This window comes from Polaromonas sp. YR568 (genome assembly GCF_943369675.1).
Lineage (GTDB): Bacteria > Pseudomonadota > Gammaproteobacteria > Burkholderiales > Burkholderiaceae_C > Polaromonas.
Map to the genome: position 1 here is coordinate 1 of NZ_CALROB020000007.1, position 15,939 is coordinate 15,939.

The 15,939-nt window shown below is 63.6% G+C and carries 1 protein-coding gene; it reads right to left on the reverse strand.

What is annotated here, in order from left to right; genetic code table 11:
- On the reverse strand, positions 1 to 14,853 hold a 14,853-nt coding region (locus ACLV8F_RS05115; RefSeq protein ID WP_411883167.1), incomplete at its 3' end, for a calcium-binding protein.
- Positions 14,854 to 15,939: the final 1,086 nt, after the last annotated feature.

The following is a 15,939-nucleotide window of genomic DNA, read 5'->3' on the forward strand; positions in this document are numbered from 1 at the left end:
GCCGTCGCCGCTCTTGATCTGCTCCACATGGTAGGCGGCGCCCAGGTACCAGCTACTCACCGTCACCTTGTCGGCCGTGCCGATGACGCTGACTTCCAGGTCGTTGCCGGCCTTGCGCAACCACAGCTGGTTGGCATCGACACCAGACAGGAACTGCAGCACGTCGGTGTTGCCGGCTGTGGCGTCGTTTTCCTGGATGGTGTCCACCCCGCCGCCGCGCCGGAAGATGTAGGTGTCCGAGCCCGTCTCACCTATCAGCGTGTCATTGCCGGCACCGCCGTCCAGCGTGTCCTTGCCCGCCCCGCCCCACAGCGTGTCGTTGTTGTTCTGCCCGCTGAGCTTGTCGTCATTGTCGTAGCCATAAAGTGCATCGTCGCCGTCCCCGCCTTCCAGCGTGTCGTTGCCCGCCATGCCCCTGAGGGTGTCCTGGTCGAGTCCACCGTACAGCAGGTCGTCGCCGATGTCGCCATCCAGCTGATCATTGCCGGCGCCGCCTTCCAGCGTGTCATTGCCCGTTTCGCCGTACAAGGTGTCGTTTCCGTCATTTCCATACAGCAGGTCTTTGCCGGCCCCGCCCCACAGCGTGTCGTTGTCGTTCTGCCCGCTGAGCTTGTCGTCATCGTCATAGCCATAAAGCGCGTCGTCGCCGTCCCCGCCTTCCAGCGTGTCGTTGCCGGCCCTGCCTCTGAGGGTGTCCTGCCCGCCCGCGCCAAACAGCTGGTCGTCACCAGCATTGCCGTCCAGTTCGTTGCTGCCGGCATTGCCCGTCAGGCTGTCGTTGTACGCGGTGCCTATGAGGTTCTCAATGCCCACCAGCGTGTCGGTGAAGCTGGCCGTGGCGAGGCCTGCCTTGAGAAACTTTTCCACCTTGCCGGTAAGCAGGTTGGCCTTGATGCCGCCAGCCATGCCGCTGTCGCTGTAGTCCGCGGTGTCTATGCCGCTTCCGCCATCGAGTTTGTCGTTGCCGGTACTGCCCCACAGCCTGTCGTTGTCCGCTTCGCCGTACAAGGTGTCGTTCCCGTCATTGCCATACAGGTTGTCATTGCCGGTCCCGCCCCACAACGTGTCGCTGCCGGCCCCGCCGTTCAAGGCGTCAGTGCCGCCTGCGCCCCACAGCATGTCATCGTCCGCTTCCCCGTAGAGCACGTCATTGCCGGCGCCGCCGTCCAAGGTGTCATTGCCGATTCCACCCCACAGCACGTCGTTGTCCGCTTCGCCGTACAGCTCGTCATTGCCGGCACCGCCGTCCAAAGTGTCATTGCCCATTCCACCCCACAGCGCGTCGTTGTCCGCCTCGCCGTACAAGGTGTCGCTCCCGTCATCTGCATACAGCCGGTCGTTGCCGGTCCCTCCCAGCAGCATATCGTCGCCGTCGCCACCGTTCAGCAAGTCATTGTCGGCCCCGCCCCTGAGGGTGTCCTTGCCGCCTGCGCCGTCCAGCACGTCGTCGCCGGCGCCGCCTTCCAGGCTGTTGTCGTTTGCGTCGCCCGTAAGAATATCGGCCAGCGCCGTGCCCACCAGATTTTCCACACTGATCAGCGTGTCGACGAAGCTCTCGCCGACATTCATGTCCACCGACCCCACGTCGACAGACTTCACGCCGGCCTTGGCCGCCAGGTCGGCATAGGCCGTGGCCGACGAGGTGAAGGGCGTGGTGGAGAAGTACACCCGCAGTTCGCTGCCGCGGCTCGTGCTGGAGAAGCTGCCGCCTTCTTCCCACAACGAGATCGAATCGATGGCCTGCCGGCTGCTCAGGTCCAACTCGATGTAGGTCTTGTACGCGGTCGTGCTGCTACTGCTAAACACCCAGGCCATATTGCTGGCCGCTCCCAATTGGCGGTTCCATGCCTCGCCTACGTAGGCATCGGTCAGCGCGGCCAGGTTGTGGTAGGAGTCATCGATGGTGTCCATGCCGCTGTCGGCGCCGATCGCGGCCGTTTTTCCGGCGGCGACGTCCTTCCCGCCCGCGTACACTTTGAGCCCCGTCAGCGCCAGGCTCGTATTCCTGTTCGAGTGGTAGATGCGGATGTACTGGGCGCTCGCGCCGACGGCAACACTGGTGCCGTAAGCGACGCCGGCCCGCACCTTGGCAACCGTGCCGGTGGCCAGGTTGGCCTTGATGCCCGCCGTGGTCTTGCCGGCCAGGCTGGTGATGCTGTAGTCCACGGTGTCCACGCCGGTCCCGCCATTGATCAGGTCACCGGCCCAGTCTATGGTCTGCCTGATCAGGTCGGCGCCGCCCAGCGCTTCGATCTGGTCGCTGCCGGCGGTGCCGGTCAGCGTGTCGTTGCCGTTGGTGCCGATAATCCAGTTGGCCCCCACGAGGACGGCGACACTGGTCACGCTTTCCAGCTTCCCCGCGCCGTCGGTGTAGCTGGCCCTGACGCTCATGACCTTGCGCGACTGGGCCTCGCCCAGGATGAATGTGGCGCCGGTGGCCCCGGCGATCGCCTCGCCGCCGGCCAGCCACTGGTAGCTCACCGTCCCCAGTCCGTCCGCATCGGCCAGGTTGTGGCTGGCGGTCAGGGTGTCGCCCTGCTTGACGGCGGAGGTGGGCGTCAGGGTTTCGTTGCCCCGCTTGAGAGCGACCGTGCCGATGGGCGCGTCGTTGACAGCCATGACCTTCACCTTGACCAGGACGGCCGTGGCCGATTCAAGCCCGCCGCCGTCCTTCGCCACGGCGGTAAATGCGCCGAGTTCGCCATTGGCGTTGGCGTCCGGCGTCCAGTAAGCGTTGTGCGTCGCATCCACCGTGTTATTGCCGGCGGCATCCCAGCCTGTGGCCGTGGCTTCCGTAGCGCCCAGGCGCAGGCTGCCGCTGTTCACCGCCTTGATGACAAAGGCCTCCACCGTGCTTTCCGCATCGGCCTCGTCACCCTGGGTTTTCATATGCACGAGCGTGATGGTGGTGACCTTGTCTTCGTCCACAGTCGTCACGGCATTCGCAAACTTCGACAGCGTGGGCGCATCATTGACGGCCTTGACCACCACCTGGGCCTGGATGGCCTTGGCCGCTTCGGTGCCTCCCGCGTCCTTGGCCACGGCGGTGAACGCACCGAGCGTGCCGTTGGCATTGGCCGCGGCAAGCCAATAGGCGTTGCGCTTGGCGTCCACCGTGTTGTTGCTCACCAGGTCCCAGGGCGTGGCGGTCTCCTGCGTCTTGCCTATCCACAGGAAGCCGCTGCTCACGGACTTGATGACGAAGCGGAAGGACGCGGCGCCTGCGGCGTCGCGGTCGGCCTGATCGCCCCGGGCCAGCAGGTTATCCAGCGTGATGGTGGCCAGCTGGTCTTCGTCCACGCTCGCCACGGCCGCGGCAAACTTCGACAGCGTGGGCGCCTCGTTGACGTTCGTAACGTTGAACGTCAGCGTGTTGGGCGCGGCGTCATAGCCGCCGTACTGGTCCTTGACCGAGAAGGTGACGCGCGCATAGCCGTTGCCGTTGGCATCGGCGGCGGGGCTGAACACCAGCAGGCCGGCGGCCAGGTCGGCGGCGCTGATCTCCTGCGTGGCCGCGACGTTGACGCCCTTGAGCTTGAGGGTCCCGGTCTTGGCCACGGGCAGGCTGTCGATGCGCACGAAACTCAGGCTGTCGCCCGCATTGGCGTCGGCATAGCCCAGGTCGGCGGCGGTGATCGCATAGCTGCCGTCTTCGAGCAAAGTCAGGGTTTTGTCGGCGCCAGTGGGCGCCTTGTTGGCCAGGCCGTTGAGCCAGGCAATGTCTTTCACCTTGCCGTCCGCGAACACGAACTGCTCGATCGCGTAGCTGAAGGAGTTCGGTGCGGCAAAGCCCATGCTCTCACCCGTGGCCAAAGACAGCGTGACCTGCCCGTTGGCCAGGCTGGCCTTGACATCGGCAACGTTGATGCCCGCGCCGAAAACGATGCGGTCGGCGCCGCTGATGTCCGTGATGGTGTCCTGCCCGCCGCCCCGGTTGAAGCGGTAACTGTCGTCGCCGGTGCCGCCATCGAGTGCGTCGTTGCCGGCCCCACCGTCCAGGATGTCGTTTTTTGCACTGCCATAGAGGAAGTCATTGCCGCCCAGGCCGAACAGCGTGTCGTCATCGTCACCGCCGTCGAGCACGTCGTTGCCGGCACCGCCGGTCAGGACGTCGTTGCCGGCCCGCCCGTTCAGGCGGCCCGCGAAAATGCCCGGCCCAGCCCAGCTGTCGGAGCTTGCCGTGCCGTTCGAGGGCGTCAGATTCAAAGCCGCCATGACATTGGCATAAGCCCATTCGGTGTTGTCGCTAAAGACGATTTTTTCGATCAGGTCGCCGGCGTTGCCGCTGAAGTAGTTTTTAAGCGTGACCGAGTCGGTGCTGTTGCCCACCCACGTGAGCTTGAGGTCCTTGCCGACCTGGCTGAACAGCGTGTCGCTCATGGCCAGGCCCGCACCCAGCCTGAGGACGTCCACCGGGCCGCTGCTTTGCTCGAAGTCCAGCACGGTGTCGGCGCCCCAGCCCAGGTTAAAAAGGTAAGTGTCCGCGCCAGCGCCGCCGTCCAGCGTGTCGTTGCCCTTGCCGCCGTCCAGCGTGTCGTTACCGCCACCGCCGCTCAGCGCATTGGCGGCGTCGCTGCCGGTGAGCCTGTCGGCCATCGCCGTGCCGACCAGGTTCTCTATGGAGATCAGCGTGTCGGTGAAAGCGGTATTGACGCTGGCCGTATCCACGGCCGCCACGTCCACCTGCGCCACGTCCGGATTTCCCGCCAGGCTGAGGTAGCTGCTGGCGGCATCGAAGGCAGTGCTGGAGACGTACACCCGCAGGTTGTTGCCCTCGGCAGGCACGCCGTTGCGCCCCCACAGGACGATCGAGTCCATGCTCCACAATTTCGTGGCGTCGCCGGCGTTCTCTCCCAGGTCCAGCTCGAAATAAGCCTTGCTGCCGGTGACCCAGGCCAGGTTGCTGGCGTCGCCTTTCTCGTTGTTCCACGCGACGCCTACCGCGGCATCGGTCAGTGCCTTTTTGTTGAAGTAGAGGCGGTCCGCGCTCTCGGCATCATCGGCGCCGGCCTTGCTCAACAAGCCGGCGGCAACATCGACACCGCCCACGTACACCTTCATTCCCGTCAGCGTCAGGATGCTGGTCTCGGCCACGGCATCGGTGTGGTAGATGCGGATGTAGCGCCCCGTGGTTCCACCCATGCTGGTGGAGGTGCCGGCCAGGTTCTTGACGGCCTTGCCGGTGAGCAGGTTGGCGTCGACGCCGCCGGCCATGGCGCTGTCCATGTAGCTGACGGTGTCGATGTCGGCCCCCCCGTCCAGCACGTCGGCCCCACCTTCCAGGTCCTGCTGGATAAGGTCGTCGCCAATACCGCCCTTGATGCTGTCCGCGCCGGCGCCGCCGGCCAGGGTGTCGTTGCCTTTGCCGCCGTCCAGCGTGTCGTTGCCGGCGCCGCCGCGCAGCACGTTGCCGACGTCGCTGCCGGTGAGGCGGTCGTCCATGGCCGTGCCGGTGAGGCTCTCGATACTGACCAGCATGTCGGTAAACGCCGTGACCGTGTTGGCATCGACCGTGCCGACGTCTATCCAGCCCACAGCGGAGTTGTCCACCAGATCGTCGTAGCCCAGGCTTTCGCTGCGCGCCGACACCATGGGATCTTCCGAGATGAAGATGCGCAGGTTGCTGCTGTCGGCGGGCTTGGTGCCGGCCAGGACGACCAGCGAGCTGATGTCGCGCACGCCGCCCAGGTCCAGCGTGAGGTATTTTCTTCCGGCGCTGCCGAAGCTGACGTCGGTGCCGCCAATCAATTTCTTGCCGCTCGCCACGTCCATGCCGCCTGCATACACCTTCAGCCCGGCCAGCGAAACGTTGAGCGTGTCGTCGCCGTGGTAGATGCGGATAAAGCGCCCCCGGGCATTGATGCTCATGGCGGTGCCGGCCATGAGTTTCTCAACGATGCCGGTGGCCAGGTTGCCGTTGATGCCGCCTGCCATGTCGGCGTCACTGAGGCTGTAGTTCAGCAGGTCGATGCCTGTGCCGCCGTCCAGCGTCTCGTTGAGGCGCTCCATGACCTGCAGGATGATGTCGTCTTCGCCGCCGCCCCGGACGATGTCTTTGCCCAGGCCGCCGGACAGCACGTCCTTGCCGGCGCCGCCATCAATCGTGTCGTTGCCGAGGTCGCCGGCCAGGAAGTCGTCGCCGCCCATGCCCCAGAGCGTGTCGTCGCCCTCATTGCCGAACAGGGCGTTGTTGTTGCCGTCGCCCTTGAGGCTGTCGGCCAGCGCGGTGCCTATGAGGTTCTCGATGTTGTTGAGCCTGTCGGCCATGCTGACGTTGGCCGTCACGTCCACCGCCCCCACCTCCATCAGCGCCACGGCAGGGTCGGCCAGCAGGCTGGCATAGGTCGCGGAAGCGCCAAACGCGCTGTCCGACACATAGATGCGCAGGTTGTCGCTCTCGCTGGCGCCGTCCGCGCGTCCCCACAGCGCGAGCGTGTCAATGGCCTGGGCACTGCCCAGGTCCAGCTCGATGTAGCCCTTGTTGCCCGATACCCAGGCCAGGTTGCTTTCCTGGCCGTTTTTCCCGTTCCAGCTTCCTCCCAGCACCGCGTCCGTCAGCGCCGACTTGCTGTGCGCGTAGTTCTGCAGCGCACCGCTGTCCGCGTTAACCACGGCCTTAAGCCCCGCGGCGATGTCCACCCCGTCCCGGCTAAACACCTTCAGACCGGTCAGCGCGAGTTCTTTCGTGGCCTCCGCATCGTCATTGTGGTAGATGCGGATGTAGCGTCCCCACACCGAGGTGCCGGCCGCCGCGACGGTGCCGGCAAAATATTTGATGACCAGCTGGATGCCTTCCGGGTTGAGGGTCAGGTCGGCCGTGATGCCCTGGCTGGCGATGCCGGTCAAATCGGTGACGCTGTAGTCCACAGTGTCGTTGTCGGCCTGGCCGTCGATGGCGTCGCTGACGCCGCGCTCGATGTCCTGCAGGATACGGTCGTCGCCACTGCCGCCCTTGATGTTGTCGCTGCCGGCGCCGCCGGCCAGCATGTCCTTGCCGGCGCCGCCGTCCAGGCTGTCGTTGCCCAGGTCGCCCATCAGGCTGTCGTCGCCGCCCATCCCCTTCAGCCTGTCATTGCCGATTCCGCCGGACAGTGCATTGGCATTGCCGTCGCCCGTCAGGCTGTCGGCCAGCGCCGTGCCCACCAGGTTCTCTATGTTTTTCAGCACGTCATAAACACTCGTGGTGTCCATGACCTCTACCGTGCGCAGGTCCACATGGCCGATGGACGCCGCGTCGTACGGGTCGGCCGCTTTGGCGGCCAGGCTGGCATAGGTGGCGGAGGCTTCGAAGGCCGTGTCCGATATATAGACCCTGAGGTTGTTGCCGTGGCCAAAGCCGTCCGGAACTCCCCACAAGGCGAACGAGTCAATGCTCCACAAGGCCTTGGGGTCGCTGGCGCTTGCGCTGCCCAGGTCCAGTTCGATATAGGGCTTGGTCCCCACTGCCTTGGCAATCAAGCCGCCGTTACTACCCACGTTCTTATCAGTCAATGCGGTCGGGTTGTATGCTTCTCCACCATAAGTTCCGGCCTGGCTTGATTTTCCCGCGGCAATATCCTCCCCGCCCGAAAACACCTTGAGTCCCGTCAACGCCAGGGTCGTTTTCGCGTCCACCGCATCGTTGTGGTAGATGCGGATGTAGCGGCCCTGCATGCCGACGCCGACGGACGTACCGGCAAAGTACTTGATGACCTGCTGGACGCCCATCGTGTTGAGGTTCAGGTCGGCCTCAATGCCCCTGTTTGCCTGGCCGATCAGGTTGGTGTTGCTGTAATCCACGGTGTCGATTCCGGCGCCGCCGTCCAGCGTGTCGGTGGTCTTTTTCACGCGTTGCAGGATCTGGTCGTCACCGCCGCCGCCGCGGACCTGGTCGGCGCCGGTCCCGCCGGACAGCACGTCGTTACCGGCGGCACCGTCGACGATGTCGTCACCATCGCCGCCTGACAGTGTGTTGGCATTGCCGTCACCGATTAGGGTGTCGTTCAGTTCGGTGCCGATCAGGTTTTCGATGCTGGTCAGGACGTCGGTGAAAGCCGAGTTGGGGGTCGTCGCCACCTTCTGGACATCAACACTCGTCACATCGCCGTTGCCCGCCAGGTCGTCGTAGGACGGATTGAATTCTTCGTTCAGGCCCAGCGGGGCCAGAGACACCTTGAAGGACGTTTCCGACACGTACACGCGCAGGTTGCTGCTCAGCGCCTCGGTCCCGTAGTGCAGCGCACCCCACAGTGCGATCGAGTCGATGTCCTGCACGCTCCCCAGGTTCAGTTCGAAATAGGGCGAAGCGTAAAAACCCGGGTCTCCTGCAGGGGGGTCGACCTGCACAATGGCATAGTCGCCGGAAGCGGTATCGTTGTCGGTCAACCGTTGCAGGTGCTGGTCGGGATCGAGCGGCTTGCTTTTGTCATTGCCGCCCGTGGGGACCACACCCCTGGCTATATTTTTCCCGCCGGAAAACACCTTCAGCTCGGTGAGGGCGAGGAACAGGTCGCCACTCCTGGCATCCCCCAGTGCGTAGATGCGGATGTACTGGCCCTTGGCCCCGACGGCCGCATAGGTGCCGTCCAGGGTCTTGACGGCGGTACCATTGCCTTGGCCGGTGCCGTCGGCGTCCAGTTTGACCACGATGCCGGTCGTGGCCAGCCCGCCCAGGCCGGTGACACTGTAGTCCAGCGTGTCGTTGCCGTCGCCACCGTCCAGCGTGTCGCTGGCCGCCTCGATATCCTGCAGGATCAAATCGTTGCCGCCACCGGCATAAACGCCGTCCGTGCCCGCTTCGCCGGCCAGGATGTCCTGGCCGGCGCCGCCGGTGATGGTGTCGTTGCCGTCGCCCCCAAACAGCGTATCGTCGCCACCGTTGCCTGCCAGCGCATCCCTGCCGTCGCCGCCGTCCATCGTGTTCGCGGCCTTGTCTCCGGTAAGGCTGTCGTTGAGATTGGTGCCGACCAGGTTCTCAATGCCGATCAGCGTGTCATAGACGCTGAAACCAACCCCGTTTTTCGTCCCCCGGTACTTGACGGCCTGGCCGGTCAGCAGGTTGGCGTCAATGCCGACATCCGTGCTCTTGCCGTCCGCCCCTTCACGCACCGAGTCCGGAAACACGGTAAAGCTGTAGTCCGCCATGTCGGTGCCGTCGCCGCCGTCCAGGATGTCCCAGAGGCCGGAAGTCCCGGATACATAAGCCTCGATGTCCTGCTGGATCACGTCGTTTCCGTCGCCCCCGCGCACGGTGTCCCGGCCCTCCTCGCCGAACAAGGTGTCGTCGCCGGCGCCGCCGTCCAGCGCATCCTGGCCATAGCCCGCATACAACACATCGGTGCCGCCCTTGCCGATGAGCACGTCGTCACCTTCGAGACCTTCGAGCTGGTTGTCCCTGTCGTCACCTATCAAGGTGTCGCTGAACCTCGTGCCGATCACGTTCTCGATGCCGATGAGCGTATCGACGATTGTTGTGGTGGCGGTCAGGGCCGCCGTCGGCATGTCGATTTGCACCACGTCGGGATCGGCCTCCATGTCGGCATAGGCGGTGGGTGAATACACGGCCGGCTTGGTGTTTGACACGTAGACCCGCAGGTTGTCGTTCGTGCCGGTGTAGCCGGAGACGGAGCCCCCCCACAAGGAGATCGCGTCGATGGCATAGGCGTTGCCCAGGTCCACGTCGATATAGGCCTTGACGCCGGCCTTCAGGCTTGTGACGAAGGTGACGGGCGCCGATCCCCCTGCCTTGCCATCCGTCAGCGCTGACGGATTGAAAGCGCCGCCGCCGAAGGGAGAGCCACCTGTCCCGACGTCGTTGAACAGGCTGTCGCCGCCAAACCAGCTGGCCTTGCCCGCGGCCACGTTGTCCCCGTTCGAAAACACCTTCAACTCGGTCAGGGCAAGGGCCGGCGTCGTGTCCGAGTGGTAGATGCGGATGTACCGGTAGCGGGGGGGATTTGTGACCGGCATCGCCAAATTGACGGACGTTCCCTCGAAGACCTTGGACGCCGTCCCCGCGCCCAGGTCGACCGTCAGCGTCATGGCGACACCTGTCAGGTCCTTGATGCTGTAGTCCACCGTGTCGGTGCCGGCGCCGCCATCCACTGTCTCGCTGGCCGCCTCCAGGTCCTGGCCTATCCTGTCGTCACCATCCCCACCGCTCACGTAATCGCGGCCTGTGCCGCCGGACAGGAGGTCTTCTCCGTCCCCGCCCTCCAGGCGGTCATCGCCGGCGTCGCCCAGCAAGGTGTCGTCGCCGCCAAGGCCGCGGATCCAGTCGTTGCCGGCGCCGCCGAGCAGCACGTTGGCCTGTTCGTTGCCCGTGAGGGTGTTGTCGTAGGTGCCGGATGACGACAGGCTCGCGGTGGAAAGGCGCCGGTATTTCCCGCCGCCCGCGCCGCTGCTTGTGCCGCTGCTCATGTCGTCGATAGCACCGCCGTTGATCAGCACATTCCCGATGCCGACCAAAGTGTCGGTGAACGTCGTGCTGGGGCTTGTGTCCACCACCGCCACATCGATGGTTGTCACGGCGGGATTCGCTGCCAGGCCGGCATAGGTGTTGGAAGAACCGAACGGCGTGTCGGACAGGTACACCCGCAGGTTGTTGCTCTCGGCGGCCGCGCCCGCGCGGGCCCACAGCGAGATCGAGTCGATGATCCGCCCCTCGGGCTGCGCTCCCAGGTCCAATTCGATGAAAGGCCTGTTGCCGGCCGCGTAGGCCAGATTGCTTTTCCCATTGACAGATTCGTAGGCGCCGCCCAGGCTGCCGTCGGTCAGGGCCGCAGGGTTGTTCAGGGCGCTGAAAATGGCCCCGCTGTCGGCGCCCGACCCGCTTGTGAGCCCGCCCGTGGCAGTTTGGGTGATGTCCACCCCGCCAGCAAACACTTTCAGCCCCGTCAGCGAAAGCGCCTGTGTCACGGCTGCCGCGTCGTTGTGGTAAATCCGGATGTAGCGGGCTGACTTGCCCACCCTGAGGTTGGTCCCGTTAAAGATCTTGAAGACCTTCTGCCCCGGCAGATCGACATTGATGCTGTAGACCAGCTTGTCGATGGCGAGGATCTGGTAGTCCGCGGTGTTGTTGCCGGACCCGCCATCGAGGGTTTCCTCGAGCCGCTCCATGATCTGCACGATTTTGTCGTTGCCCGCGCCGGCACGCACCACGTCCAGGCCCCTGCCGCCCGTCAGGACATTGTCTTTGTCATCCCCCAGCAACACGTCGGCCATGGCCGTGCCCACCAGGTTCTCAAAGCGCCTGGCGATGTCGTTGAGGCTCGTGCTGGCTTTGGTGTCCACTTGGGCCACGTCGATGCTTGTCACGCCCAGATTGGACTCCAGGGTGGCATAGGCCGTGACCGAACTCGCGAACGGCTCGTTCGACACATACAGCCGCAGGTTGTTGCTTTCGGCCATTTCGGCCGGCGTTCCGTCGCGCCCCCACAGGGCGATGGAATCAATGTCCTGCACACTGCCCAGGTCCAATTCGATGTAGGGCTTGAGGCCGAAAGCCTTCACCCAGGCCAGATTACTGAGCGCCCCTTGCAGTCCGTTCCAGGCACCGCCCACGACCGTATCGGTTAACGCCGCCGGACTGTTGGAGTACTCATTCTTCCCTCCGGTGTCCGTGCCTGTCACGCTGGACTTGCCGGCCGCCAGGTCCTTCCCGTCGGCGTAGACCTTCAGTCCGGTGAGGGAGAGGATTTGCGTCGCATCCGTGTGATAGATGCGGATATAACGCCCCCTCGCCCCCACCCTGACCGACGTGCCGGCCAATACCTTGGTGACCGTACCCCCCGCGAGGCTGGCTACAACGCCGCCGAACATGGCGTCCATGCCGTAGTCCAGCGTGTCGCCGCCGTACATCGGGTTCAGCAAAAGATTGTCGGCGCCGCCATCGAGCGTGTCCTGGCTGCGCCCCATGTCCTGCAGGACAAGGTCGTCGCCGTCGCCGCCCTCGATGCTGTCCGCCCCCTCGCCCCCCTGCAGAATGTCGTTGTCCTCGTCACCGCTGATGCGGTCCGTGCCCGCGCCTCCGATCAGCAGGTCGCGGCCCCCGGCTCCGTACAGGCCGTCATCACCCGCGCCGCCACTGAAGGTTTCATCGCGGGCGCCGCCCTTTATGGTGTCATCGCCGTTTCCCCCGTAGATGCGCTCTACGTTGATCAGGACATCCGGATTCCCCCTCGAATACGTGACGAGTGTGGCAGCCCGGGTCATGATGGTCTCGATCCGGGTGCCGACGTCGAACTCCTTCGGGGCATCCACCTCGGCGTAAGCCTGGACGTTGTACATGTTCTTGACGACTTTCGCCTCATCCGCATTTGCGCCCTGCTCGACGAAGATGGACACACGGCCGCTCATTTGCCCATAATCGATGGTGTCGCTTCCAGACCCCCCATCGAAGCGGAGATCGTTCACGCCGGCAATGACCGTGTCGTCCCCGCCGTTGCCATTGACCGCCACTTTCACCTGGAGCCTGGACATGGAACCCGCGAGGTCGGGATTCTTGTCATCCACATAGGCGACCACATTTCGCAGATCCATGGTGCTTGACGCATCTCCATCGTTGATGGTCCAGGTGGTGAACGGAGGTGTCGTACCGGTGAGGCCGAAGCCGGTGAAATAATTGCTGGCCTTCTTCTCTACGCGGTACAGGGTTTCTTTGCCAGCCGCAAGGAGCGGGAGCATGAACGTCACAAGCTGGGTTTTCCCCGCCTCGCCGCCAACGGTGATCAGGCCCTTGTCCTGGTCAATGACCGGTTCGTCACCCGGCAGCGCCTTGCCGTCTTTGCCGAAGCGGTTGCCGTAGGTTTTTGCGAGCACCATCGACGTGGTTTGCTGGGTGGTCGCCGCCAGGGCCAGGGCCTGGTCGGTGGCGGAATACGAGGCGATGCCCACGACGCTGTCCACGTTGAAGTAGGCCCGCAGCTGCTTGATGTAGTCCTGGGCCTCCTTGTTGGCGATCAGCATCGAGCGCTGCCCGGACAGGTTCTTCTCAAAAAAAGCCTGGAGGTTGCCCCCCGCTTCGGTGATCAGCTTGTTTCTCACATCCTTCGCGGATTTTTCAATCATGGCCTGCATCGAAGCATAGAGAGCGAGGTTGACGATTGACAACGCAATGCCGACAACAAGGGCAATCGGGGCCAGCACACCGCCGCTGGCGATCGCAACGCCCGCGAGCACGAGGCCGGCAATATCCAGTGCGGAGGAAACCGCGAAGACCACCGCCTCCGTGATCATTTTTTTCCGGTAGAAGTCCGCCAGCAGGCTGTTGCCCTGGTAGCCGTGCAGTGCCGTCTCCTTGTGCAGGTCTTCGAGCTGGCCGACATACTTGCCTTGCTGGACCAGGCCGTATATCTGCAGCGGGCTGGACAACAACAGGGCCGCCGACCCTATGGCAAGCCCCGCCGGGCCGGCCAGGCGCGCGAACCTGGCGAATTTGCCGACGCCTTGGGCCGCCTGCGCCACATACCTGGGATTGGCCACCGCGCGCGCAAGCCAGACCTCGGCGCCAAATTGTCCAAGCCCGCTCAGCAGCTGCACGCTCATTTCCGCGGCGATCAACCCTTTTTGTTCACCGCTCAGCTTGCTGCTGAACAGATAGGGGGCCAGCGACGCCATGCCGGCTATCCCGTTGACCAGGCCGAAGGTGCTGCCTGTATAGCCCAGCCGCTTGCTGGTGTCGCGACCCTCCCACCGGGCTACCTTTAAGGGGGGGGCCGGGCGTGTCTTTCCGTAGAATTGGGCATCAAGGGTACGTTCGCTGTGCAACTGGTTCCCGTTCAACACGGCGCCACGTGGAAGATGAGCAAAGTCGGCGTCAAGGTCGGCAGCAGCGAGCTGCCCCACAGGGTTCTTCACCAGGATCTTCCCCCAACTGTCAGCGGCCTTGGTGGCATTGGCCAGGACGTTGAAGATGGCGCCCGTCAGCGAAATAGAGGCCGCGAGGATGTTGGCGGCAGCGTCACTCCCGTCTTTGTAGGGTCCGTCGTTGGCATAAATGGCGTTGTGCAGGTTGTGTGCCTGCACGGCCACCGACGCCATGGCGTTCAAGGCAAAGCCGGTACTGCCCGCGACACCGCCGTAGGTACGCAAATTTTTGATGAGGGGGCGAAATCTCACAAAATGCTGGGCGAACCTGCCCGCATGTGGATTGAGCGCTGAGCCCTGCGTCGCGGCGCTTACATAGCTGTCCACATCGCCCGCCCGGGTTGATGGCACGGGGTCACTGGGGGCGGGTGCGTCAAGGTGGTCTACTATCACTCCATCCCCTGCATTCCCCGGCAAATAGTACTGGATGTTGTCACCCGTATCTACCAATGCGTCAAGCGGAGCCATCCCTATGTCGGGCGCCAGCGCCGAGCGAAAGGGATCGCCCGGGTCGTCAAACATTTGGTTCGCCCGATGATCACCCGGAACCCTGGGCGTATAAGTCCCGGTTCCAAACAAAGGTTTATTCCATCGGGGGATGTTTGCGATCAGCAGTGACGTTTCGATGATGGCATTGATGATCGAGCGGGCCAAAACGACTTTGGCCCAGTCGCTTGTATCGGATGAGGTGGCATTCAGGCTGGCCCGGTTCAGGTTGTAGCCCATACCGAGAAGAGACCGGGTGGCCCAGAAGTATTGGGACAGGTTGTTGGTTTGGGCATCGAACTGGAATTCAGTCCGCAGCCTCAGGTGCAGCTGGTTGTTGTTTCTGTAGAGCGCCTCCAGGTGTCCCGTGGTGTACCAGCGGTACGCTATGTTCAAAAAGCGGTCCGTGTTGTTATAGGCCGGGTAGGGATCCAGCGGCTCCATGAACTTTTTGTACTGCTCGATTCCGGCGGCTTTTTGGCTGTTGTAGTTGAGGTTGGTTGTGGGGCTGGTCGTGGGCATTTTTGTCTCCTGCTGTGTGTGGGGTGCGGGGGTCTCAGGCGGCTATGCGGCCATGCCGCTTGCCTGGGCCGTCTCGGCGGTATGCCCGGCTTTTTTCTCGCCATCGCCAGGCGAGGTTTCCGGGCACGGTGAAGTTGCCGGCGGCATGGCGGTGCTGTCCTGCGTTATGGCTGGTTTCCTTGGGGAGTTTTGGAGCCCTTGATGGGCGGGGCGCGCACTGGCGCTGCAAGCGTGGCAAGCGTGGCGGGCATCAGGCCGGGCGGCCTGTGCCAAATGGCTTGCGGGGTGGGAGCCGCCCCGCGGCGGGATCGATGCCAAAGCTTGCACGCCGGTTCACTCGCTGCTTCATCGGTGGCGCCTCGTGGTGCAAGCCCGGCGCTGTGAACCCGCCGTGTTTGCCTGCACCTTGTCTCTGCTTCAACTTTTTACTTAAGTTGTATATTTTTTGAAATACGAGACGCCTTTTGAATTAATAGTCCCCTGGACATGCACGAATTTGTAATCTCTTGGTGCTACATGTCTTGGGTCTGAGCTTAGGCAAGCCCTGCAAAAACAGCGAGTTCACATTGTCTTTTGGCGGGCATTTATGTGACGATTTATTGAAAATAGTTGGCCGTTGCTTCGGGAATCGTGGTGGGTTGTCATGGGTTTGTGAGAAGGCTCATGAGGGCTGGCGGCGACTGATGTTTCGCTGTGCGTGCTCGACGGCCGCTAGCCCCCACCCCACCCTCCCCAGCGGGGGAGGGAGTTAAAACAGAAAGGGGCGGTTAAAAAGCGGCCATTGTTTCCATGGGTAAATCAGGGTGGATAACTGTATGAATACACAGTAGCATTGCCTCACCCAAATACCCAAACCCATGAGAACAAAGGACCGAGATGCAGCTGTCAAACCACCCCTCTCCGCCCCGGGCGCGCGTCACGCCGCAAACCCGGCCGCAACCGGCGCGCGTGTCTGCGCCCTGGCCTTTTTATGTGCAGGCGCCGCGCCGGCCCTGCGGTGATATGGAGATGAATGCGCGGCGTGTGCTGGAGGTTTCGGCGCGTTATTTTTCGGCGCCTATGGCTGAGCCGGTAGTTCTTGCTCCT